This window comes from Enterovirga sp. (assembly GCF_035325185.1).
Lineage (GTDB): Bacteria > Pseudomonadota > Alphaproteobacteria > Rhizobiales > Beijerinckiaceae > Enterovirga.
The window spans coordinates 1-23,334 of record NZ_DAOLAJ010000001.1 but is presented as its reverse complement, the minus strand read 5'-3'; the positions used below and the strand labels follow the sequence as shown (position 1 = coordinate 23,334).

The following is a 23,334-nucleotide window of genomic DNA, read 5'->3' as shown; positions in this document are numbered from 1 at the left end:
GAACAGGTGGCGCAGACGACGCCGAGCGACGGGGCGGGCGAGGGGGGCGCGAGGCGCGTGCTCGACGTCGTCTTCGTGGTGGATTGCTCCGGCTCCATGACCGGCGAGCGCATCGGCGCGCTCAACTGGGCGGCGAAGACGGTCGTCCCGACGATGCGCGCCCATGCCGAGGATCACCCGGATGTCGCCTTGCGCCTGCGGGTGCTGCGCTTCGCAACGGGGGCGGCCTTCACGGCGCCGCGCCCGGAGCCGGTCGAGCATTTCGCCTGGACCAATCTCGTCGCCTCGGGCGAAAGCGACATGGGGGCGGCGTTCCGGCTGCTGGCCCGGGCTTTCGCCGCGCAGGAGGAGGCCGGCGAGACGCTGCCCCCGGTCGTCGTGCTCTTCTCGGACGGCTATCCGAGCGACGATGCGGCGGGGGGGCTCGAGGCGCTGCTGGCGACCGGGCCCGGCCGGCGCGCCGTCCGCGTTCCCATCGCCATCGGCCAGGATGCCGACATGGCGCTGCTGCGCAGCTTCTCCAGCGATCCGGCCCTGCCGCCGCTCCGCTCGCCCGATGTCGAGATGCTGGTCGGGCGGATGCAATGGGTGGCGGGCGGCCCGGTCGCGGCGGCCCTCTCGCAGGGCGCCCCCTCCCATACGACTCACGGCAAGCCGGACGAAGACGAGGATCTGTGGTGACAGAGGCTTCCGATTTCCCCCCCGCCGCGGGCGGCCTCCTGCGCGATCACGTCGTCGTGCTCGGCGACAGCCGCGTGGCGCGGGCCCTGGCGCGGCAGGAGGGGCGCCCGGGGCGTCTTGTCCATGCCGGCCGCCATCCGCTCGCGGAAGGGGATGTCGTCGAGATTCCCCTGGGCGAGGATGCGGAAGCCGTCCACCGGGCCGCCGGCTCGGCGGCCGCGCGGCTGGTCGTCATCGACCTTGCGGGCGACGCCGAGACGGTGGCCTCCCTCGCCGCCCTGGTCGCGCTCACCGAGGGCGGGCCCCGGCCGCAGATCATCGCCAATATCCGCGACCGGGCGCTTCGCCGCGTCGTCGACGAGAACCTCTTCGCCGCCGGGGTCGAGCCCCGCCCGCGGCTCGTCGCGACCGCTGCGCTCGCCGCCCATGGCGCCGTCGCGGCTGTGCGGCCCTACGACATCGCCTATTGGCGTGGCCAGGAGCGTGTCCACGCCGTGATCGTCGGCTTCTCGCCGCTCGGGCGCGACTGCTTCGAGGAACTGGTCCTTTCCGGCATCGCGGGCGGGCTGGCGAAGCCGCGCATCACCATCCTCGACCCGGAGCCGCTCGCGGCGCGCAAATGGCTCGACCGGGACATGCCGGAGATCGACCTCTCCGCCGATATCGGGATCGCGGCCCTCGATCCCCTGACCCTGACCGCCCCGGACGGGCCGATCGCGGCGGCCGCCGCCGTCGCGCCTCTGACGCTGATCGTCATCGCGCTCGACGACGACGCTGCGGCGCTCTCGGTGATGACGGCGATCGCCCGGATGCAGGAGGGGGAGGGCCAGGCGGTCGCCTCCTGCCTCGTCGTCTCCGAGCGCCAGGCGGGGCTGCTCACGCTGGCGAAGCCCGCCGGGCGCGCCCGCGATCTCGGGCGAAGCTGGATCGTCCGGGGCGGCGTCGAATCCGATCCCGATCTCGTCGACCTCTTCGCCCGCCGGGCGGACGAGCTGGCCGAGCGCATCCACGACACCTATCGCGCGCGCTTCGGCTCCTCGGGGCCGGCGGGCGCGCCCTGGGCGCGGCTCCCGGAAACCTATCGCCGCGCCAATCGCCGCGCCGCCGACCATCTGCCGGTGAAGCTCTGGACGATCGGGCTGCGCGAGCCGGGGGGCTCGTCCGATCCCTTCCTGGTCGATCCGCACAGCCATGCCAAGGTGATCATGCCCTGCGCCGAGAGCACGGCCGAGGACGCGCTTCTGCGCCGGCTGTCGCGGATCGAGCACGACCGCTGGTGCGCCGAGCGGCGCCTGGACGGCTGGCGCTTCGGCGAGGTGCGCGACGATGCCCGCCGCATCCACCCGCTCCTCGTTCCCTTCGACGATCCACGCCTGACGGATGTGGAGATCGAGAAGGATGCCGACCAGGTCCGCTTCCTGTTCCGTACCGTCGTCAGGCCGGCGCCGGACGGGGCGGTGAGCCCCCTCGTGATCGGCATCCTCGCGACGCCCGGCGCGACGCCCGGCATCGATGTCGGCGCGGCCCTTGTCCTCGCCGCCAAGGAGGAATGGCGCCCGCTCGTGGTCCTGTCGGCGCTCGTCGATCCGGCCGAATGCCGCGCGCTCGCCCGGCTCGGGAGCGAGCTGGCCCGGGCGGGGCGCCCCTGGCGCCTCGTGGTGCCGGAGATCTCCCGCGACAACCGCGAGGTCCGGGCCATCGTCGAGGAGGACGACCGGGCGATCCTGAAGGATCTGCTCGCCCGCCCGACGACCCTGTTCGCGCCGATTGGCGGCGTCTCGGCCCCCGCCGACCTGTGGGCCGATCCGAGCGCGCCCGATCCGCATGCGGAAGCGATCGCCGATTACGTGGCAGAGCGGGCGGCGGCGATCATCGACGCCGCCTCGATCTTCGCCGAGGCGGCCTGATCGCGCAGGGCGACCGGGTGAGGCGTCTCCCTGTCATTCCCCTCCGCTTCGGCTGGGAATGACAGGGGAATCCCACGCGCCGCTCAATCCTATCTCAGCTCGCGTATCTTGCTCAGAGTCCTGCGAATATGGGCGCGGGCCAGTGTCTCGGCATGCGAGCCGTCATGCCGCTCGATGGCATCGACGATGCTCGAATGCTCGCCGACGGCATCTATCGCGCGGGCCTCGCTGAGCCTGAAGGCCGGCAGAAAGACCAGCGACGTCAGGCGAACCAGGGGGAGCTGCGAGTCCAGGTAGCTATTGCCGGAACATGCGATGATCTCGGCGTGGAACTCGACGTTCAGATGCGTGTAGGCATCGGGGCGCCAGGTTTTCACGTTGACGGCCTGCTCGCTCACGATGTCGCGCAGCCGCCGGATGCCCGTCGCCTCGGCCCTCTCGGCGGCCAGGCGCGCCGCAAGTCCGTCGATCACCTCGCGCAGCAGATAGGCTTGCTCGATGTCGTTCAGGTTCGGCTTCGCCACGATCAGCCCGCGGGCCCCGGCGGATTGAAGAAGTCCCTCGGCTTCCAGCATGGACAGCGCGTGCCGCAGCGGCGTGCGGCTGACTTCGAGTTCCTCGGACAGCGGAACCTGAAGCATCGGCTGGCCCGGCGCATATCGGCCCGCGAAGATGCGCTGGCGCAGCACCTGCGCGATCTCGCCCGCCAGGGTCTGGCGTTGGCTCCAGGGAAACGGCGGTTCGGACGATTCGCGTTCCATGCTCAGCGCCGCAGCAAGGTCAGGGCTTTATTCGCCAGGCTGCGACCTCGTTGATCTTGTTGGGACCGTTTTTCCACACCCCGGAAATCCTGCTGTTGCGGACGACCATGTTGGACACCGAGAACAGCCAGCCGCTCGGCTGGTCCTCGGCCAGCTTGAATTGCGCCTTCCGCATGGCCTCCGCGAAAGCCTCGGCGGTTTCCGCCGATTCGGCTTCCGCGAGGAGCCGATTGAAATCGGCGCTCTCGTATTGATAGAAGTAATTCGGATCGAGATAGTTGAAGATGGTCCACGGATCGGGCTGGGTGACGATGGCCAGCTCGTAAGCCTTGCGGCGGAATACGATATCCAGCCACTGCGCCCATTCGACAGTGTCGATTTTCACTCTGACGCCGACCTCCGCCAGATAGGCCTGGATGGTTTCCGCGGAGCGCATGTAGATCAGGGTCGAGGGGACCACGAAGTTGAGGTCGAGGCCGTTGGCATGGCCTGCCTCGGCCAGGAGCTTCCGGGCCGCCTTCGGGTCGAAGGGGGAGACCTGCGTCGTATCGACATAGACCGGATAGATCGGCGCCATCTGGCTGCCGATCGGGGTGGCATATCCGTTCGTCGCCGCCTCGATCACCATTTGCCGGTCGACGGCCTGCATCAGCGCCTTGCGGACGCGCACGTCCTTGAGCTTCGGCGACTTGTTGTTGAAGGCGACGAGGTGGACGTCGGTGCTCGCCCCCTTCGTCACGACGAAGCGGTCGTTGTTCTGGAAACGCGAGACGAGATCCAGCGCCTGGAAGGCCGGAAGCACGTCCAGATCGCCCGCCAGCATCGCGTTCACCTGCGCATTGGCATCGGAGATGAAGCGGATCTGGGCCGACTCGATCTGCGCGCTCTGCGCGTTCCAGTGCCGCGGAAACTTTTCGAGCGAGACCGAGGAGCCCTTCACCCAGTTCGTCAGCCGGTAGGGGCCCGTGCCGACGGGCTGGGTCGCGTTGGTGTCGGCTGTCTTCTGCGAGACGATCGAGGCGGTGAATTCGGCCAGGAAGTCCGGGAAGAGCCGCGAGGGTGTCTTGAGGCGAATGACGACGGTGTGGTCGTCCGGCGTCTCGAGGGTCCCGATATTGGCGAAGATCCGCTTGCGCTTGTTCGTGGACTTGGGGGAGGCGTTGCGTTCGAAGGTGAACCTGACGTCGGCCGCCGTGAAGGGCGTTCCGTCGTGAAACACGACGTCCTTGCGCAGATGGAAGGTGTAGTCCCGGCTGCCCGCGCTGGTCCAGCTCGTCGCCAGGCAGGGCCCGATCGACCCGTCCTCGTGGATCCGGGTCAGGCCCTCGAAGATGTTGAGCAGGGAGACCTCGCTCACCGCGAGGGCGGGCTGCGAGGTCGGATCGAGGGTCGGCGGCTCGTTCGAGATGGCGAAAACCACCCGCGAGCCCGCCTGTGCCATGGCGGGCGGCATGGGCAATGCCGCCGCGGCGAGCCCGGCGGCTCCCAGCTTGATGGCGGAGCGGCGTGTCGGATTCATGTGTTCCTCCCCTGACCGAACGATGTGTCGACGAAGCCTCGCGTCCGCAGCGGAACGCCGAGCTTCGGCGTCGCCTCGACGAGCTTCTGCGTGTATTCGTGCGCCGGATGTCCGATGACCTGGTCGGCCGGCCCCGATTCCACGATCTCGCCGCCGTTCATCACGATAATGTCGTCGCAGACATATTGCATGACGCTCAGGTCGTGGCCGATGAACAGGTAGGAGATCCCGGCGCTTTCCTGGAGATCGCGCAGAAGGTTCAGCACCTGCGCCTGGACCGAGACGTCCAGGGCGGAGACGGCCTCGTCCGCGACGATGAGCGCCGGCCTCGTGATGAGAGCCCGGGCGATCGCGATGCGCTGGCGCTGGCCGCCGGAGAACTGGTGCGGGTATTTGTCGATGGCATCCGGGCCGATGCCCACGGATTCGAGCGTCTCCGCGATCCGCTCGCGCAGGGGCGCGCCCCGCAGGTCCTGCACCGGCTCGGCGATCGCGCGCCCGACCGTGTAGCGCGGATCGAGCGAGCCGTAGGGGTCCTGGAAGACCATCTGGAAGTGACGGCGATGCTCGCGCAGCCGGCGCGGGGAGAGCGCGGTGATCTCCTCTCCGGCGATATGCACCTTCCCCGACGTGATGCGCTCGAGCGCCATGACCGCGCGGGCGGTGGTCGATTTCCCCGAGCCGGATTCCCCGACGAGCCCCAGGGAGCGTCCGCGCTCGACCTGAAAGCTCACGTTCCGCACCGCCTTCAGGACCGAAGGCGATGCGAAGAGGCTCCGCCTCGGCAGGGTATAGTGGACGCTCAGGTTCTCCACGCGCAGGACGGGGCCTTCAGACATCGGCGCCCCCGCCGGCCCGGACCCGATCGATGTGGAAGCATCTCGCCTCGTGCAGGGCGCCGATTTCGACGAGAGGCGGCTTGCGGTCCCGGCATCGCGTCGTCGCGAAGCCGCAGCGGTTCGCGAAGCCGCAGCCCGATCCCCGTGCCGACAACGACGGAACCGTTCCGGGGATCGCGTTCAGGCGCTTGCTTCGGCGGCCGCTCGGAAGCGCGGCGAGAAGCCCCCGCGTGTAGGGATGGGAGGGGTCGCCGAACACGCCGGCGGCGGGGCCCGCCTCCACGATCTCGCCCGCATACATCACCAGCACCCGGTCCGCGATTTGCGACACGACCGCGAGATTGTGCGTGATGACCACGAGCCCGGCCCCCGTCGTGTCCACCAGCTCGAGCAGGAGCTTCAGGATCTGACGCTGGACCGTCGTGTCGAGCGCGGTCGTGGGCTCGTCGGCGACGATGAAATCCGGGCCGCAGGCCAGGGCCATGGCGATGACGACGCGCTGCCGCTGCCCTCCCGACAATTGATGAGGGTAATGGCCCGCGCGCTCGGCCGCATGGGCGATCCCGACGCGCTCCAGCAGCTCGACCGCCCGGATCCGCGCCTCCTCGCGTGTGGCCTTGCCGTGCACGACCAGGGGCTCGGCAACTTGCGCGCCGATCGTCCGAACCGGATTCAGGGCGGTCATGGGCTCCTGGAACACCATCGACACCCGGTTCCCGCGGATCGCGCACATCTCCTCTTCGGGAAGCGCCAGGAGATCGCGGTCCTCCAGCTCGATCCGCCCCGACAGCAGGACGCTGTCGGGAAGCAGCCGCATGATCGCGAGCGCCGTCGTGGACTTGCCGCAACCGGATTCGCCGACGAGGCACACGACCTCGCCCCGCCTCACCTCGAACGAGACCTTCTCGACCGCATAGCCTCCGCCTTCCGGCGTCGGAATGCGGACCGTAAGCTCTTCGACGTTCAGCCGCGCCATGTCAGCGCTCCGACGCGAAGCGCGGGTCGAGAAGGTCCCGCAGGCCGTCTCCGAGGAGATTGAGCGCCAGCACCACGAAGGCGATGGCGAGGCCGGGGAAGATCGCGACATGCGGATTGTCGATCATCACCGTCTGCGCCTCTTTCAGCATCCGCCCCCAACTGGGCGCGGGAGGCGGCGTCCCGAGGCCGAGGAAGCTCAAGGCGGCATCGGCCAGGATGGCCACGGCGAAGGTGATGGTGGCCTGGACCACGATGATATTGACGATGTTCGGCAGGACATGGCGGACCGAGATCGCCCATTGGCCCTTGCCGGAGGCGCGGGCCGCCATGACGAATTCGCGCGCCCAGATCGACTTCGCCGAGCCGCGGGCCACGCGCGCGAAGATGGGAATGCTCGCGATTCCGATCGCTACGACGCTGTTCAGGCTGCCCGGGCCCCAGATGGCCGCGAGCATGATCGCGCTGAGCACGGTCGGGAAGGAGAAGACGAAATCGCTCGCGCGCATGATCGCCTCCTCCAGCCATCCTCCGCGCGCCGCCGCGATCAGGCCGAGGGTGACGCCGACCACCAGGGCGAGGAGCACCGAGGCCGCGCCGATGAACAGGGCGTTCTGCGCCCCGGCCATGAGAAGCGACAGGATATCGCGGCCGAAGGCGTCGGTTCCCAGCCAATGGCCCCAGCTCGGCCCCTGCAATCTCGCCCGGATGTTGACGCCGGTGATCCGATGAGGCGTCCAGAACATCGAAAGGATTGCGACGGCGAAGGTCATGCCGACGACGATCCCGCCGAACCACAGGTTCCAGCGGAAGACCCGTGGGACGAGGAAAGGCCGGTCGGTCGCGGGCGCGCGGCTCATGCCTGCACCCGCAGCCGGGGGTCGATCAGGACATAGGCGATGTCCACGATGAAATTGATCGCGATGACCATCGCCGCAAGGACGACGACGACGCTGCGGATCACGACGAGGTCCCGCTGCCCGACGGCCTGGAAGATCAGGTTGCCGAGCCCCGGAAGGGCGAAGACGCTTTCGATGACGATGGTGCCGGCCATCAGCTGCGCGAATTGCAGCCCCATCATGGTCGCGATCGGGATCAGCGCGTTCTGCAATGCATGCTTCCAGAGCATCTGGCGCCGCGTGAGGCCCTTCGAGCGCGCCGTCCGCGTGAAGTCGTCGCGCAGCACCTCGAGCAGCGAGGCGCGGGTCACGCGCGCGAGCACGGCCGCCTGAACCACGGCCAGGGCGACCGCCGGCAGGATCAGGGCATGGATCGCGGGCCACAGGCCGTTGCGCCATCCCGGAAAGCCGTTGGAGGGAAACCAGCGCAGCCCGACCGAGAAGATCAGCACGAGGACGAGGCCGAGCCAGAAGCTCGGAATGGCGATGCCGATCTGGGTGAGGCCCATCGCCAGATGGCCGCTGAGCCTGTTGCTGTTGGCCGCGGCATAGACCCCGATCAGCATGGCCAGGACCGTCGTCAGCACGATCGCCATGAGCGAAAGCGGCAGCGTGACGGCGAGACGGTCGAGGATCAGTCCGCTGACCGGCACGCGGTAGGAATAGCTGATGCCGAAATCGCCCGTCGCCATGGACCCGAGCCAATGGAGGAAGCGCCAGATTGCGGGCTGGTCGAGCCCCAGTTCCGCGCGCAGCGAGGCGATCATTTCGGGAGTCGCATCGGGCCCCAGCATGACGGCGGCCGGATCGCCGGGCAGAACCTCGAGGACGAGGAAGACGACGAGAACGGCGGCCAGCAGGGTCGCGAGGAAGCCGACCAGGCGCTTCAGAAGCTCGTAGGCCATCCGTTCCGCCGTCAGGGAAGGGCCGGTCGGGCGTCGATAGGGAGGATGGCCTCGATCGCGGCGGCGACGCGGAGCAGGTAGGCGTCCTGGCGATGCCGGGCGACGATCTGCATCCCGACCGGCAATCCGTCCGACGCGAGCCCGCAGGGGATGCTGATGGCGGGGTGGCCCGTCATGTTGAACGGCATCGTCCATGGATACCAATGGGCGCGGATGCTGTCGAATGTCCGGCCGTCGATCTCGATCTTGTCGAAGATATCTCCGTCGATATCGAGCGCCGTCCTGGTGAGGGTCGGCATGATCAGCAGGTCGGCGCCCTCCAGAAGCTCCTGGACACGCCTGAACAAGGCGGTGCGCCGGAACATCGCCTCCTGGAACTCGGTCGCCGCATAGGAGGCGGCCGAGTCGAGCTGGCGCCGGAAGGTCGCGCTGAAGCCCGCCGGATCGCGCTCGACCAGAGCGGCGAAGCGCGCGCGCCAGTTGGTGTGGTTGATGATGCGCCAGACGGGCTCGATGTCGATGCCGAGCGCGGGCATCTCCTCCACACGGGCGCCGGCCTCGCCGAGCCGGGCCAGGGCCGAGCCGAAAACCCGGGCGACCTCGTCCGAGACCGGCTCGCCGTTCGGCGTCAGCCTCATGCGCAGCCGGCAGCCTCGCAGTGCGCCCTGGTGAGGCACGGGCACGGGAAAGTCCCGCGACTGTCCGACCGACCAGGGGTCGCAGGACGCCTCGCCCGCCATGACCTGCAACATCAGGGCGGTGTCGGCCACGTTGCGCGTGGTTGGCGTGACATAGGTCTGGTTTCCGATCGCGTCCTGGGCGGAATCGTGCGGGATCAGGCCGATCGTCTGCTTGATTCCGACCACCCCGTTGGCGGCGGCGGGGATACGCGTCGATCCGCCTCCATCGGTCGCGACCGCCAGGGGCGCGATCCCGATCGCGGTCGCCACCGCCGCGCCGCCGGACGAGCCGCCGCTGGTCCGCCCGGCGCTCCAGGCGTTCCGCGTCCGGCCGAAGAGCGGCGAGTCCGTGAAGGGCTTCGAGCCGAATTCCGGCGTCGTCGTCTTGCCGATCAGGATGGCTCCGGCATCGCGCAGCCGCCTGATCGAGACGGCGTCCTCCTTCGGGACGTTGTCCTTGAACATCACCGTCCCGAAGGTGGTGCGGACGCCTTCCGTCGTGACCAGGTCCTTGGCCGAGAAAGGCAAGCCATGCAGGGCGCCGAGCGCGTCGCCGACCATCACCGCCTTCTCGGCCAGCCGGGCCTCGCGCATGGCGCGGTCCGCGCAGATCTCGATGAAGCAGTTGAAAGCCGGTTGCAGCCGCTCGGCCCGCGCGAGGGCGGCACCCACCACCTCGACGGGCGAAAGCTTCCTGGCCCGGATGGCCTGCGCCAGGCTGACGGCGCTCAGATCGCCGATGTCGTCAGGCATGCTCCCTCCGGCCTCGAGCGCGGTGCGTATGGACCTTGAATTCTGTTTTATGCATTCTGTATCCAAAGATGGCGATTATTGAGAGGGAGGCGGGGAGTCAACCGTATTGCGGTCCCCGCAAGCGACGGCGCGACGCCCGGCTTCGCGGGGATCATGTTCCAGGCGGGAGCATGATCGCTTCGAGCGGTGTCGATCGCGCGGTGAAATGTCCGAAACGGCAGCGGCCCGCCCGCTTGCGGCAGACGTCCGAGGCAAGGAGATCCATGTGACCCGTCCAAGCGAACTCACCGCCGTCGAGGCCCGCCGGCAGATCGGCGCGAAGCAATTGTCGCCCCTCGAACTGCTGGAATCCTGCATCGAGCGGATCGAGACGGTCGATCCCGCGGTCAATGCGATGATCACGCGCTCCTACGAGCGGGCACGCGCCGAAGCCGAGGCGGCCGAGGCGGCGGTCCGGCGGGGAGACGAACTCGGTCCGCTGCATGGATTGCCGGTCGCCATCAAGGACATGCAGGCGACGGAGGGCGTTCGGACGACCTACGGTTCCAGGTTCTTCGAAAACAATATCCCGACGGCCGACGACGATATCGTCGCCGCGATCCGCGCGACGGGCGGCATCGTCCTCGGCAAGACCAATATTCCGGAACTCAGCATCGGCGCCAACACGGTCAACCGCTTGTTCGGCGCCACGGGAAACCCCTTCGACGTCACGCGCACCTGCGGCGGCTCCTCAGGGGGCGCGGCGACCGCCGTCGCGACCGAGATGGCCCCTCTGGCCACGGGCTCCGACCATGGCGGCAGCCTGCGGATTCCCGCCTGCTATTGCGGGGTGGTCGGCTACCGTCCGACCCCGGGAACGGTGCCCGTGGGGAAACGGTCGATCACCCAGACCTTCTACAATGTCGAAGGGCCCGTCGCCCGTACGGTCCTGGACGCGGCGCTTCTCCTGTCGGTGATCGCGCAGCGCCGCAACCGCCTCGATCCCATGGCCTTTCCGCTGGACGCGGCGGAACTCGGCCGCCTCCAGCCGGTCGATATCTCCAGGCTGCGGATCGCGGTTTCGGCGGATCTCGGCGGCGTCATGGTGTCCGAGGCGACCCGTCGCGTCTTCGAGGAGAGGGTCGCGCGCTTCTCATCCTACCCGCTGAAGGTGGAGTGGTGCGACATCGACCTGCGCGATGCGCCCATGGTCGACTGGCATCTGCGAAGCGACCTCTTCGTCGCCAAGTACCACCGCGACATCGACGGATACGATGCGGGCTTCAACCCGAATATCCGGCGCAGCTACGAGGCGGCGCTCGCGATGCCCATGGAGGCGATCGCAAAGGCGCGCAGCCGGCAGATGGAACTCTATCAGCGCTTCCAGGCCCTTTTCGATGCGTTCGATCTCGTCATCTGCCCCGGCACGAGCGTCTCGCCCTTCCCCTGGAAGGACCTCTATCCGCGCGAGGTCGACGGCAAGGAGGTCCAGAACTACATGGCGTGGCTCGGCCTGACGGCGTCGATCACCGTCGTGGGTCATCCGGTCGTGGCGCTGCCCTGCGGAAAGGACGAGTTCGGCTTGCCCTTCGGCATCCAGATCATCGGACCGGCCTATGGAGATCGCCAACTCCTCAGCGCGGCCCATGCCTTGGAGGGCCTGTTCGCGACCGACGCCAAGCTGGCGCGGCCGGTCCCGGACTTCGCCGCGCTGAAGAATACGCAGTCGGATTGCCGCAGCGAAGGCGTGAAGGTTCACTGACCGGCGACCGCGCGGACGCCGCCGGCCGACGCAAGCCGATGGGCTGGAATACGGTCATGCGCGCCGAGTTCCGGCCGATTGTCCTGCCATGGATATGACGATTTGGCTGATATCCGTCTCCAGCCACTGTGTTCCTGCAAAATATCGCTGCGATCGGCCCCTTTCGTCGAGGATGAGCGCCTCGACGCGATGCCGATTCACGGTGGCCGGCCCGAAGCCAACCTTCAGATTGAACAATGCTCTGACAGGCTCGAATGGTCCGAGGGTCCTCAATAGCTTGTTGCGCGCATCGAACCGCATTCCCCGTTCGGCCCCATAGGCGCGGAGCCGGTCGGGGCCGTCATAGGCGGGATCGTAGGTCAGGGCTGCGACGTTGACGCAGTCTTCGAGCCCGGCTTCGCGAATCAGGCGTTGCAGACGCGCGAGCTTCGTGATGGTCAGCGAGCATTTTTCGGGGTTCATGCATCGCGTATAGAAAAACGCCAGGACGCTGGGCCGCCCCGGGAAGAACGCATCGAATGCGAAGGTCCTGCCGGCCTGGTCCTCGAGGAGCAGGCCGGCGACCGCTTCGGAATCGACCGGCGATGCGAGCCGGCCTTCCGGCGCGCCGCAGCATCCGCAAGACGCCGGCCCCGCCTCGGCGGGTCGTGACGGATCGAGCGCTCCCGGACCTTGCGGCAACCTGTCCCGATCGGCATTTGCGCTCTCGAACGCCTCCGCGAGCGTCGCGGAGCGCGATGCGAGCGCGCCGGCCGTACGGACCAGCTCGTCGAGAGCGGTTGTGCCGGAAGCCGAAGCTCCGCCCAGCGCGAAGGTATCGTATCGAACATAGTCGTTGTTCGAGGTGATCCGGCGCAACGCTTTCGCCAGGGCTCGGATCGCGGCGTCGGGCACCTCCCGGGCGCCGCGGAGCGCCTTCGCCGCCGCCGCGACCGGATAGGGATCCAGCCCGGTCTCCAATTCTTCGAGAACGAACGGAAGGGCCTCTCGCGGGAGCCCCACCGTCTCGAAGCTCGCCAGAACGTAGCCGCGCAGGCGTTCCGCGTCCCGCGTGCCGAGCCCCTGATAGAGCGCCGCCTGCTCGTCGAGCAGCGCGACCAGCTCGTCCCGACGCTCCGGGGCAGCACGCAAGAGGTCGATCTGCATCGCGGCCGCTTCCGTCCGCTCGGCAGCCTTCGGACTCATGCCGGCCTGGTGTTCGCGATCGATCACCGTGAAACCCGGTCCAGCACGCTTTGCGCGGCCGCCCTGAGCGGTTCGGACACATCGGGCCCGGAGAGCTTCGTCAGTTGCGTGGCGAGAGCGGGATTCATCCGGGATAGTCCCTGCCCCTGCAAATGCGCGAGCGTTCCGAGGCAGCGCACTCTGACGGACTCATTGTCCGTATCGTCGGCAATGATCCGCTGAACTTCGTGCGCGAAACGTCGCGGATCGATCATGCGCAGGCCAGCCGCGCCAACGGCCCGAAGATCGGGCGGCTGAGTCTTGTCCGACAGGACCCCGGCAAAGATGTCGCCCGCCTTCGGGTCCGCCGCGAGAGCCCGCAAAGCCTCTTCCTTCACGCGCGCGTCCGCGCTCTCGTCGAGCAGCTTGCGCGCGATCGGCACGGCGACCCCGTGATCGTCCTGCGCAAGCAGCTGGATGGCTTTGGCGGGAGGCACGATGGCCTTGGCGGGATCGTTCAACCCTTCGAGGAGCACCTTGCGGGCGACATCGTCCTTCTCGCTGGCGAGCAGCGACAATGCCTGCATGCGCAGCGCTTCGTCGCCATTGGCAAGGGCCGTCCGCAACGCCTCGAGATACGCAGCCCGGTAGGGGTCGAAGGCCGGCCCCAGAAAGGTTGAGGCCTGGACGGTCCGCAGGGCGGCGAGCCGGGCCTTGGACGGCTTCGAAGCGTCGGCGATCGTCGCAATCGCGCTGTCGAGCGTCTGCCCGGAATCTGCGTCGGCATCCGCCGGGAGCGGAGCGCGAGACACGCGATCCAGTTCCTCGGCATAGGCCTTGCGGTAATCCTCGACTTTCACGGCTGTCCTCCCTCGACGCGTGACCCGGACGGTCCCGTCAGGCGACCGGAACTTCCGGCATCTCGAACGGCACGTCATCGTAGTCGAAGCCCAGATGCGCGCCACCCTGCTTGGCCTGGTAGTCGATCATCGAGCGAACCGTTGGGCTCGGTCCCGGGGCGCTCGTCACGGTGGAGGCGGCGAGGGCGCCGCCGGGCGCCGTCGCCGGGCGCGGATCACCCGTCACACCGTTCCAAGGCCACATCGTGTCGTTGATGCCGTGTCCGATCCGCAGGTTGCCGTCGCGCGGATAGGCGTTGGGATCGGAGTCGGAGGTTCGCCGATAGAACCACTGCCACTTTGCCCACATCCGATCCACGTTGGCGTGGAGCATGAAGAAGAGCGGGTCCTTGGGCGCGGTCGGCGGAGACTGGATCGGACCCATGAAGCTCGTATGCGCGTAGCCGTGCGGATCGATCTCGATCCCGCTTCGACGGGCGATGACTTCGTTGTTCTGGTCGCGCGTGATGACGCTGAACCGCGAGAATACGCCGCTGCCGAAGTCGAGGGCATGTTCCTCGCTGCGCAGGCTCGGCGCCCTGTCGATCGGGAACAAGGGCTGCCGCACGATCCCGAGGTCTCCGTCGGTCATCCATTGATTGAACGGATGGTTCGACGTGAATATCACGCGATCGACCTCGTTCGCGCGTCCCATGAATTCGGGCGTGAACAGATTGGGCGCCGCCTTGTCGAAGCGCCAGTAGGGCAGGCTCACCCGTGCATCGATCGCCTGAAGCTCGCGCTCCAGATCGAGCAGATAGGCGCGGTGCCAGGGCAGGAACCCGTAATTGCCATGTGACTCGCGCAGCGAGGACCGGACGTGCATATCGCGAAACTCGCGGAAGCGACCCGTCCCGTGGCCGTTCAGGATACCGAACGCGGACAGAAAGCGGTCCCGCTCCGCCGCGGACAGCGTCTGGGCGTCCTTGCGAACGCGCACCATCATCTCGGAGCGGCCGAGCGGCGCCGAGGTCGTCGCCTCGACGACCTCGAGGACCGCATCGCCGAAATCCTCGCTCGCCCTCTCGAACTCGCCCGCGATCCAGAAGCGCACGGGCGAACCGTCGCCGGGAAGGTCGAGCGGCAATTCGGACGAGCCTGCGTGGCTGCGCTCCAGGTCGAACAGCAATTGCCCGCCGGGGCCTGCATTGCGCAGGAGCACGCCGATGGACTGGCCGGCGCCCGGCCCGTCGAGCAGCCGGATGGTGGCCTGCACCGGCGTCCATGCCAGGAAGACGCGACCGTCACCCTCGGCGCTCGAAATCGCGATCTCCACTTGCATGCGAGAATCCTCCCATTCCGGCATCTTTACTTCTTTTGAATTATCATACAACACTCCGTTGCAGGTCACAATCTGGCGGCGAGCTTCATTGAAGCTGCGCGGGGAGATGTTTTTGGCTATAATCTATTGAAGATCGTCTTTATAAATAGACAAGCAATCGAACGGGCAAGGGAGGAATAATTGACGGCATTGCGTGACGCTTTCAGTCATTTTTCCGAAGATTGCTTGGCTGACTTGCCTGATGGGAGGAATGTGTTGCGCAGCGTCGATCCGGCTGCGAAAGATGTCGGCGCGGATCTGACATTCGACTGACCTTTCGAGATCGCCATGCCGCCACTTGATCCACAAGCCGACCTGGAGCGACGCATCATCGAGTACGGCGCGACCGAGGCCGACCTCGGACCGCGCTTGGCGCCGGGCGCCGTCGCGGGCGCCCTGGCCGATCTCGGGTTGCCCTGGCCCGCGGGGCAGGCGCCGAGACCGCGCGCCGTCGAGCCGGAGCCCGACGTCGAGGACGCGCTGCCGGAGGCGGACGTGCTCGTCGTGACCTGGACGGTGGCGGAGGTCGAGGCGCTCGCCGACACGCTGAGCCCGGGCGTCCCGCGCAATTCCTGGTATCGCTACGCGCGCCGCTTCGAGCAGCATTACCGGCCCCTCATCCGCTCGGGCGCGCCGGCCCTCGCCGCGCGGCGGCTCGGCTCGTACTACCCGGTCGACATTGCCGGCCGCCGCGTGCTGCTGTTCAAGTCCGAGCTGCACCTGAACCAGGACGGCGTGCGGACCGGACACGGAACGGCGACGCTTCCGGTCAGGGACCTCTTCCGCCAGATGATCGAGGAGGTGAAGCCGTCGCTGGTCATCACCGTCGGAACCGCCGGCGCGACGTTCCCGCCCGAGCGGTCGATCGACCTCCAGGGGATGACGTGCCGGCCGCATGAACTCGGCGACGTGATCATTACCCGCGGAGCGAAGTTCCGGCTCTCGCAGGAATTCGCCAACGAAGCCTTCGCTCACGAAGCATACCGGTCCGGCTTCGAGATTCCGAACGGGCGGCTCGATGATGCCAGGCGGCTCCTCGCCGTCCATGCGAGCAAGCTCACGGAGCCGCGCTTCGGACCGCCCAACGCCAAGTATAGCTGGCCTCTCCCCGGGCTTGTTTCCGGCCACCGCAATACGCCGGACCTGCATATCGACGGGCGTGACTTCCCGGCCTTCCACCCGATCCTGACGACCGACTTCTTCGAGTTCGGCACCTCGGCGAACGGCCTGGAGCAGGAGGGGTGCGGGGTCGAGATGGGTGACGCCGTGCTCGGCATGGTCTGCCGGGAACTGGCGGAGGCCGGGCAGGACGCCCCCGACTGGCTCGTGATCCGCAACGCGTCCGATCCGCAGATCAACGGCGCATTGCCCGACCGGACCGACACGGAGATCGACGGGCCGATGCGCCGCAAGCTCAACATGCAGGCGCATTGGGCGGTCTGGTATTACGAGACCTACGGCTATTGGACGAGCGTCAACAGTGCCATCGCGGTCTGGGCAATGGTCGCCTGATGCCGCGCCCTGAGCCGGAGGGCTTGCCGACCGGGCGCCGTCGCAGCTTTCTACCGGTAGGTTCGGGATGAAGACACGCCGAGTCAGTGTGCTGCCCACGAGCGACGAGGCGGCGGCGGTCGCCTGGGCCCGCATGGCCGCGAGGGGCGATGTCGAGACCGTCGGCGCCCTCCTTCTCGGCCGTGCGGCGGACGAGGATGTGGCCGCGATGCAGGATGCCGGAAGCATCGTCGAGGTGGTCCCGGAAGCGGGCGGGATCGGATGGCTCGAACCAGGCAAGCTGCCGGCTGCGCCCACGGTACTCGCTGGCGGAGTCGCGAATCCTGCCCTGGCAACCTTGGCGCGCGAAGCGCCCGAACGCTACGTGATCCAGTTCGCCGGACCGCTCCTGCCGGAATGGCGCAAGGAGATCGAGTCCCTCGGCGTGACCCTCGGCGGCTACGTGCCGCAATTCGCCTACAAGGCCGCTCTGGTCCGGGAGCAGAAGCAGGCGGTCGAGCAAGTTGCGAGCGTGCGCCGCGTCGTGCCGTACGGCCCCGAGCAGACCCTGCGACGCGCGGTTTTGGTGGAGAGGCAGTCGCAAGCCCGGCGCGGCGGGACGCCTGCGCCCGAGAAGGCAGGCGGAACGGGCGTCGCGGCGGACGGGCCGATGCCGGCGGAGCCTCCGATCTACGACGTCACATGCCATCAGCCGAACGATCTTTCGAGGATTCAGGATGTCCTGGAGCAGGATCAACGGGTGGCCCGCCTGGAACGAGGCCGCAACCGTCTCCGAATCCACGTCCGCGACGCCGCCGATGCGAATTCGCTGGTTTCCGATGTCGCCGCCCTGCCGCAGGTCTCGGTGATCGAGCGTTTTCAGGTCCCCACGGCAGACGCCGCCTTCGTGCGCGAGGTGATGGCGGTTCCGGCGTTTCGTGGGGATCGTCCAGGCTCCACGGGGGGTGAGGGCGAGCTGATTGGCGTCGCCGATACCGGCGTGGACAGGGACCACCCGGACCTGACGGCGAGGGTCGCGAATGTCGAGTTTTGGGAGCGGTCGGCGAGCCCGGATGATCCAAACGGGCACGGCACGCATGTCTGCGGGATCATCTGCGGCGACGGAACGGCCTCGGCGAACGCCATTACCGGGATCGCGCCGCGGGGAAGGCTGTTCGTTCAAGCCATCGCCGACGACGACGGTCGCTTCACGGGCATCCCCGTCGATCTCGCAACCCTGTTCCAGGAGGCTTACGACGCGGGCGTGCGCATCCATAACAACTCCTGGGGGGTGGCGGCCGGAGGGCTGTACACGATCGACGCCTTCGAGGTCGATCAATTCGCCTACGAGCACCCGGACTTTCTGATCATCATCGCGGCAGGGAATACCGGCCGGCAGACCGATGATCCTCAGGGCCGCATGGATCTCAATTCCCTTCAATCGCCCGCCGCGAGCAAGAATGCGTTAACCGTGGGCGCCTGTTGCTCGACGCGGCGAGACGGCCCCTATGTGGGAAAGCCGTGGAGCACTTGGAACGGACGTTCCGGCCCCGGTCCGACGAGGCCGCTCTCCTCGGATGAACCGATCTGCGGCGATGCCGACATCGTCGCCGCCTTTTCCAGCCGCGGGCCGACCGACGAGAGCCGGGTCAAGCCCGATCTCGTCGCCCCCGGGACCGCCGTAGCCTCGGCGGCGAGCGCCGCATCCACGCCAGGACTGCCCTATGACCAGTTCAATGGTCGATATTGCTTCATGTCGGGCACGAGCATGGCCGCCCCGGCCGTGGCCGGCGCGGCCGCGCTGGTTCGCCGCTGGTATATCGAAGAGCGTGAGGCGACGCCCTCGGCCGCCTTGCTGAAGGCAACGCTGATCAACGGCTGTGTCTGGATCGATCGCCCGTCCGTGACGGATCCTATGATCGGCCGTCCGAACTTTCATCAGGGGTTCGGACGGCTCGATCTGTCACGCACGGTTCCCTTCTCGCCCGGGAGCTGGGATCTGGCCTTCGCCGATATCGGTTCCGGCGAAGATGCGGCGCTCTCGGACGACAGGCCGGAGCACGCGATATGGCGTCGCCGCGTGACGGTCACGGCTGAAGGAGATCTTTCGGTGACCCTTGTCTGGCCGGACCCGCCAAGTCATGGATTGCAACACAACTTGAACCTTGCCGTCGTGGCGCCCGGCGGGGCAATCGCAATCGGCAACGGACATCTCGCCCGGGCCCCGTTCGAGAAACTCGACCGGGTCAACAATGTCGAGCAGGTGATAATACCCACCGCAACACCGGGCGTCTACGTCGTTCAGGTGTCCGCTTCGAATACGATGTCCAAAAAACAAGGATTTGCGGTCGTTGCCACCGGGACGATCAATCGGAATTTAGACTAAAAGCATGGCTGTTTAAGAATTATGTTGGGTCCTGGTGAAGAATTTCCTGGCGAATGTGCGCCATGGATGCGGATGGCTGGCGCGATCAGCGGCAGCCCCTCTCTGGTCCGCCGGGACTGGGCGAATACGAAGGCGGTCTATCGGTCCTTCTCCAGCGGTCGGTTGTTCCTCCGATTGCACTCGTTGCATCAATGAGCCCGCGCAACGGCGCCTGTGCAGATGGGTGAACAGTATCAGCGGGCTCGATTTCGGGTGACTTCCGTCACGGCTTGAGCGAGCGCGTTCGCCAGCCGTCCTCCCCTTCGATCATGTCTTTCGAGAAGCACCACCCATCGGGTCAATTGCGGCTCCCCGAAAGGGAGGCACATGACGTCGAGCTGCGCGCGGGTCTCTTCGGAAAGCGAAATGACGGAAATGCCGAGTCCCTTCTGAACCATCCTGATGATGGTCTCCGGGTTGCCCAGGATCATTTCTTCCCGAACGCGAACACGCAGCCGCTCAAGCTCCCGCTCAATCGGGCGGCCGCTCCAGGCCCGATTGTCCAGCCGGATGAACGGCTGCTCGGAGAGCAATTTTCGAAGGTCCTGCTGACCAAGCTCGGCCGGTGCGACGAGCCAAAACCGATGCTCATACAACGGCGTCCAAAACAAATTTGCCGGATGGGGCCGAACCGGCTCGCTTGTGACCGCGACGTCCAGTTCTCCGGCGGCGACGTGATGCGCGAGTTCGCCGGAAAGACCGGCGGCGACATGGACTCGGACGCGCGGATGGGCGCGATAGAGTAACGCCAAGGCGTCTGGAAGCACTTCGGACAGCGCGGTCGGGATGGCTCCAATCTTGAGGCGGCCGGACAGGGAGCGCTCGTCGCTCAGGGCTTCCGCGATCTGGTCGTACAGCGTGAGTACTTCCTCCGACCTTGCAAGGAGGATCTGGCCCGCTTCGGTAAGCACCGGCAGCCGTCGCGATCGGTCGAAGATCAGAACGCCGAACTCCTCCTCCAGGGACTTCACTTGCAAGCTCACGGCCGATTGCGTCAGCCCTATCGCCTCTCCGGCTCGGGCGAAGGAACCGTGACGGGCGATAGCCCGCAATATCCGCAGCGATCGAAGCGACATGCCATGATCATATATGAGATTTACTCATCAAACAGGAGAGAATTAAGAATTTTTGCTCTTGCATTGGCAACGCTATGTCGTGCGCCAGCCTCATTGGACGACATCGATGACCACCCCTCGCGGAAACGTCGGATCCGAGAAGATACCGCTGCTGGCGCTGTTGGCGGTTCAGCTCGGCGTCACGATCGTCACTCTCGATACTTCGTTGGTCAGTACGGCTTTGCCGACGATTGCCGCGGGAATTGATGTGGATCCCGCGAGCACGATCTGGATCGTGAATATTTATTATCTCTCGGTCGTGGCTGTTCTATTGCCGCTCGCCGCGCTCGGCGAGATTTATGGGCATCGTCGAATTTTTTTCACGGGTCTGATGGTTTTCGCGATCGGGTCTTTCGCCTGCGGGCTTTCCGTCTCGCTACCGACACTGGTCATCGCACGAGCGATCCTCGGGATAGGCGCGGCCGCGGTTGCCGCGACGACGCCAGCCCTGATCCGCTTGCTCTATCCTCCCTCGAGGCTCGGGCGAGGGCTTGGGCTCTATGCACTGGTGGTCGGCGTGGCCTTTTCGGTCGGTCCGACGGTCGCCTCGATGATTCTGTCGATTGCAAGCTGGCGATGGTTGTTCCTGACCAGCGTCCCGCTGGCGCTTCTGACATTCGCTCTTGCCCGGCGCGATCTTCCGGCGACGGAACGCAATATCCGCCCGTTCGACGGATTATCGGCACTGCTTTGCGCGGGGATGTTCGCCAGCCTGCTGTTCGGTATTGCAAGCATCGCGCACCGGGGCGGATGGCAGGTCGCGACGATCGCGCTTTTCGTCGCGGCGGTGTTCGGCTATGGCCTTCGGCGGTGCGAAGCGGGCAAGACTGCGCCTATTCTTGCCGTCGACCTGTTCCGCATCCCGCTCTTCGCTCTTTCGTCGTTGACGTCCATCTGCGCCTTCACCATTCAGGGCCTCATCTTCATTGTGCTGCCGTTCCTGTTCCAGTTCAAGCTGGGCTACACGCAAGTCGAAGCCGGCTTCCTGATCACGCCGTGGCCGGTGACGCTCGCGGTCATGACGCTCGTGGCGGCTCCTCTCGGCGACCGGATGCAGCCCGGGCTTTTGGGTGGAGGAGGGTTGTTCGTCGTGGCGCTCGGGCTCGCGTCACTGACGATGTTGTCTTCTTCCGCAAGCGCATCCGACATCGCTTGGCGCTTGATCTTGTGCGGGATCGGTTTCGGCTTTTTCCAGACGCCCAATATGAAGGCGATCATGAGCAGTGCACCACGGGAGAGAAGCGGAGGCGCGAGCGGGATCCTGGCTGCCTCGCGCCTCATTGGTCAGTCGCTCGGCGCCGCGATCGTTGCCATCTGCCTTTCCATATCCCCGGCGGGAGGTATCGAGACTGCGATCTGGATTGGCTCGGCGATCGCCGCCGCCGGCAGCGTCGTCAGTTTTGCGCGGCTTATGCCCGCAGTGCGCGGCAACTGATCGAGATCGACGCGCGACCAGATCGAGCCTGAGCTGCAATGCCTAGCCGAACCGCAGGTGGAGGTATTTGGATTGCCTCCGCACGTCATGGATACGGCTTCGGACGGGAAGCATTCGAGGCAAAGATCGAATTCGCTTTTCGTGATCTCGGGCTGACTTCCTTGGTCAACGGGTATTTCGATGGAAACGACGCGTCCAGGGCAATGCAACAGAAGCTCGGGTATCGGCATGTTGCCGATGTTCCCAGCCGTTGCATTGCCGATGGGAGGCAAACAATCGAGCACGTGACCAAGCTGCTGCGCGAGGAGTGGGAGGATCGCGGGAGACGTTCGCGGTGAGTTCATTTGGAACGGTCTGCGAACCATCCAGCCTGATCCTTAGGACGGATCAAGACCCGCTGCCGCGCTGCGTTAGGAGCAGACTCCAAGTATCTGCCCGAGAGCGGGCGCGAGCACAATGGTTCGGTTGCGGCCGCTTCCGACGATTGGAGGTTTCAGGAGGGTTCGCTTCATGGTCCGGTTCGCTGCAAGCGGCCTGTGTGCGTTTTCGCGCTAACGGAGATGACACCTATCTTCCGCGCCAAGCGAGGAGCCGCATGGCGTTGGCAGTGACGAGGACGGTGGCGCCGGTGTCGGCGAGGATGGCTGGCCAGAGGCCGGTGACGCCGATGATCGTCGTGACCAGGAAGACCGCCTTCAGGCCGAGCGAGAGAGCGATGTTCTGGCGAATGTTCGCCATCGTGCGGCGCGACAGATCGACCATCCGGGCGAGGTCGAGGACGCGGCCGTGCAGCACAGCCGCGTCGGCCGTCTCCAGGGCGACGTCGGTGCCGCCTCCCATGGCGATGCCGATATCGGCGGCGGCCAGGGCCGGGGCGTCGTTGATGCCGTCGCCGACCTTGCCGACCTTGCGGCCCAGAGTCTGAAGCTCGCGGACGATCCGCTGCTTGTCCTGCGGCAGCAGCTCGGCTCGGACCTCGATGCCGAGATCGGCGCCGATGGCCTCCGCCGTGCGGCGATTGTCTCCCGTCAGCATGAGAGGGGCGATGCCGGCCTCCTTGAGAGCGTCGAGACCGGCCTTCGTGTCCGGCCGAGGCTCGTCGCGCATGGCGATGAAGCCGGCGAGTGCATCGTCCGCCAATAGCACGGAGACCGTCTTTCCCTCCCCGTTCAGCGCCTCGATGCGGGCTATCTGCTCGGGCGAGATGGCGACCTGTTCCGACGCGGCGGCCGGCGAGCCGAGGAAGATGCGCTCGCCGCCGACGCGCCCTGCCACGCCCTTGCCGCCGATGGCGGAGGCATCCGCCGCAGGCGGGATAGGAACGCTTGCTTCCCAGGCCCGATCGAGGATTGCAAGGGCGAGCGGATGGCTCGATCCTGTCTCGAGAGCGGCGGCGAGCGACAGGAGCTGCCGCTCGGGGCGGCCGACGGCCACGATGTCGGTCACCTTCGGCTTGCCCGCCGTCAGCGTCCCGGTCTTGTCGAGCGCCATCGTATCGATGCGCCCGATCCCTTCCAGCACCGCGCCGCCCTTCATGAGCAGACCGCGCCGCGCGCCGGCCGAGAGCGCTGCAGCGATGGCGGCCGGTGTCGAGATGACGAGGGCGCAGGGACAGCCGATGAGGAGGATCGCCAGCCCCTTGTAGATCCATTCGCTCCAGGATTGCCCGAGCAGGAGCGGCGGCAGGACGGCGACCAGCGCCGCGACCGCGACAACGGCCGGCGTATAGTAGGTCGCGAAGCGGTCGATGAAGCGCTCGGTCGGCGCCTTCGCCTCCTGCGCCTCCTCGACCAGCTTGACGACCCGCGCGATGGTGTTGTCGGC

The 23,334-nt window shown here is 66.9% G+C and carries 18 protein-coding genes; 6 read left to right on the top strand and 12 right to left on the bottom strand.

The window, feature by feature from the left end; all coding sequences use genetic code 11:
- The first annotated feature begins 6 nt into the window (after window positions 1–6).
- The gene (locus PKD06_RS00090; protein ID WP_324376500.1) at window positions 7–681 is read left to right on the top strand and encodes a VWA domain-containing protein; all 675 of its coding nucleotides are present in this window, start codon (window positions 7–9) and stop codon (window positions 679–681) included.
- On the top strand, window positions 678–2,588 hold the full coding sequence (locus PKD06_RS00085) for a RyR domain-containing protein (protein WP_324376498.1): 1,911 nt from the start codon (window positions 678–680) through the stop codon (window positions 2,586–2,588). Before PKD06_RS00090 ends, PKD06_RS00085 begins: the two co-directional genes overlap by 4 nt.
- Window positions 2,589–2,677: 89 nt before the next feature.
- Here PKD06_RS00085 and PKD06_RS00080 read toward each other — a convergent pair whose 3' ends face one another.
- The 7 genes from PKD06_RS00080 to PKD06_RS00050 are packed head-to-tail and all read right to left on the bottom strand — an operon-like array spanning window position 2,678 to window position 9,919.
- Window positions 2,678–3,349 carry a GntR family transcriptional regulator gene (locus PKD06_RS00080; RefSeq protein ID WP_324376496.1) on the bottom strand — a complete coding sequence of 224 codons (672 nt, stop codon included), beginning with the start codon at window positions 3,347–3,349 and terminating at the stop codon, window positions 2,678–2,680.
- A 19-nt stretch (window positions 3,350–3,368) separates the two neighbouring features.
- Complete coding sequence (locus tag PKD06_RS00075; RefSeq protein WP_324376494.1) at window positions 3,369–4,868, bottom strand: ABC transporter substrate-binding protein; 1,500 nt, start codon at window positions 4,866–4,868, stop codon at window positions 3,369–3,371.
- The gene (locus PKD06_RS00070; protein ID WP_324376492.1) at window positions 4,865–5,707 is read right to left on the bottom strand and encodes an ATP-binding cassette domain-containing protein; all 843 of its coding nucleotides are present in this window, start codon (window positions 5,705–5,707) and stop codon (window positions 4,865–4,867) included. The genes PKD06_RS00075 and PKD06_RS00070 overlap by 4 nt, the downstream gene beginning before the upstream one ends.
- The gene (locus PKD06_RS00065; RefSeq protein ID WP_324376490.1) at window positions 5,700–6,683 is read right to left on the bottom strand and encodes an ABC transporter ATP-binding protein; all 984 of its coding nucleotides are present in this window, start codon (window positions 6,681–6,683) and stop codon (window positions 5,700–5,702) included. Before PKD06_RS00065 ends, PKD06_RS00070 begins: the two co-directional genes overlap by 8 nt.
- A gap of 1 nt (window position 6,684) precedes the next feature.
- Complete coding sequence (locus PKD06_RS00060) at window positions 6,685–7,542, bottom strand: ABC transporter permease (RefSeq protein ID WP_324376488.1); 858 nt, start codon at window positions 7,540–7,542, stop codon at window positions 6,685–6,687.
- Entirely contained in the window at window positions 7,539–8,486 is a 948-nt protein-coding gene (locus tag PKD06_RS00055) for an ABC transporter permease (RefSeq protein ID WP_324376486.1), read from the bottom strand. The genes PKD06_RS00060 and PKD06_RS00055 overlap by 4 nt, the downstream gene beginning before the upstream one ends.
- Window positions 8,487–8,497: 11 nt before the next feature.
- Window positions 8,498–9,919 carry an amidase gene (locus tag PKD06_RS00050; protein WP_324376484.1) on the bottom strand — a complete coding sequence of 474 codons (1,422 nt, stop codon included), beginning with the start codon at window positions 9,917–9,919 and terminating at the stop codon, window positions 8,498–8,500.
- A gap of 265 nt (window positions 9,920–10,184) precedes the next feature.
- On the opposite strand from PKD06_RS00050, the gene PKD06_RS00045 reads away from it, so the two are divergent.
- The gene (locus tag PKD06_RS00045) at window positions 10,185–11,660 is read left to right on the top strand and encodes an amidase (protein WP_324376482.1); all 1,476 of its coding nucleotides are present in this window, start codon (window positions 10,185–10,187) and stop codon (window positions 11,658–11,660) included.
- 54 nt (window positions 11,661–11,714) lie between these two features.
- On the opposite strand, the gene PKD06_RS00040 is transcribed toward PKD06_RS00045, so the two are convergent.
- The 3 genes from PKD06_RS00040 to PKD06_RS00030 form a co-directional block, all read right to left on the bottom strand.
- The gene (locus PKD06_RS00040) at window positions 11,715–12,806 is read right to left on the bottom strand and encodes an SCO family protein (protein ID WP_324376480.1); all 1,092 of its coding nucleotides are present in this window, start codon (window positions 12,804–12,806) and stop codon (window positions 11,715–11,717) included.
- 62 nt (window positions 12,807–12,868) lie between these two features.
- Window positions 12,869–13,684, bottom strand: a complete 816-nt coding sequence (locus PKD06_RS00035) for a hypothetical protein (protein WP_324376478.1) — start codon at window positions 13,682–13,684, stop codon at window positions 12,869–12,871.
- Window positions 13,685–13,721: 37 nt separating this feature from the next.
- Window positions 13,722–15,005, bottom strand: a complete 1,284-nt coding sequence (locus PKD06_RS00030) for a tyrosinase family protein (RefSeq protein ID WP_324376476.1) — start codon at window positions 15,003–15,005, stop codon at window positions 13,722–13,724.
- A 327-nt stretch (window positions 15,006–15,332) separates the two neighbouring features.
- On the opposite strand from PKD06_RS00030, the gene PKD06_RS00025 reads away from it, so the two are divergent.
- Both PKD06_RS00025 and PKD06_RS00020 read left to right on the top strand, forming a co-directional pair.
- A complete protein-coding gene (locus PKD06_RS00025) occupies window positions 15,333–16,556 on the top strand; it encodes a hypothetical protein (protein ID WP_324376474.1) in 1,224 nt (407 codons plus the stop codon).
- 88 nt (window positions 16,557–16,644) lie between these two features.
- On the top strand, window positions 16,645–18,921 hold the full coding sequence (locus PKD06_RS00020) for a S8 family serine peptidase (protein ID WP_324376472.1): 2,277 nt from the start codon (window positions 16,645–16,647) through the stop codon (window positions 18,919–18,921).
- Window positions 18,922–19,154: 233 nt separating this feature from the next.
- Here PKD06_RS00020 and PKD06_RS00015 read toward each other — a convergent pair whose 3' ends face one another.
- Window positions 19,155–20,036, bottom strand: coding sequence for a LysR family transcriptional regulator (locus tag PKD06_RS00015; protein ID WP_324376470.1), 882 nt, complete (start codon window positions 20,034–20,036; stop codon window positions 19,155–19,157).
- Window positions 20,037–20,142: 106 nt separating this feature from the next.
- Here PKD06_RS00015 and PKD06_RS00010 point away from each other — a divergent pair, with 106 nt between their 5' ends.
- Window positions 20,143–21,510, top strand: coding sequence for an MFS transporter (locus PKD06_RS00010; RefSeq protein WP_324376468.1), 1,368 nt, complete (start codon window positions 20,143–20,145; stop codon window positions 21,508–21,510).
- A gap of 567 nt (window positions 21,511–22,077) precedes the next feature.
- Here the strand turns inward: PKD06_RS00010 and PKD06_RS00005 are convergent.
- On the bottom strand, window positions 22,078–23,334 hold a 1,257-nt coding region (locus tag PKD06_RS00005), incomplete at its 5' end, for a heavy metal translocating P-type ATPase (protein WP_324376466.1).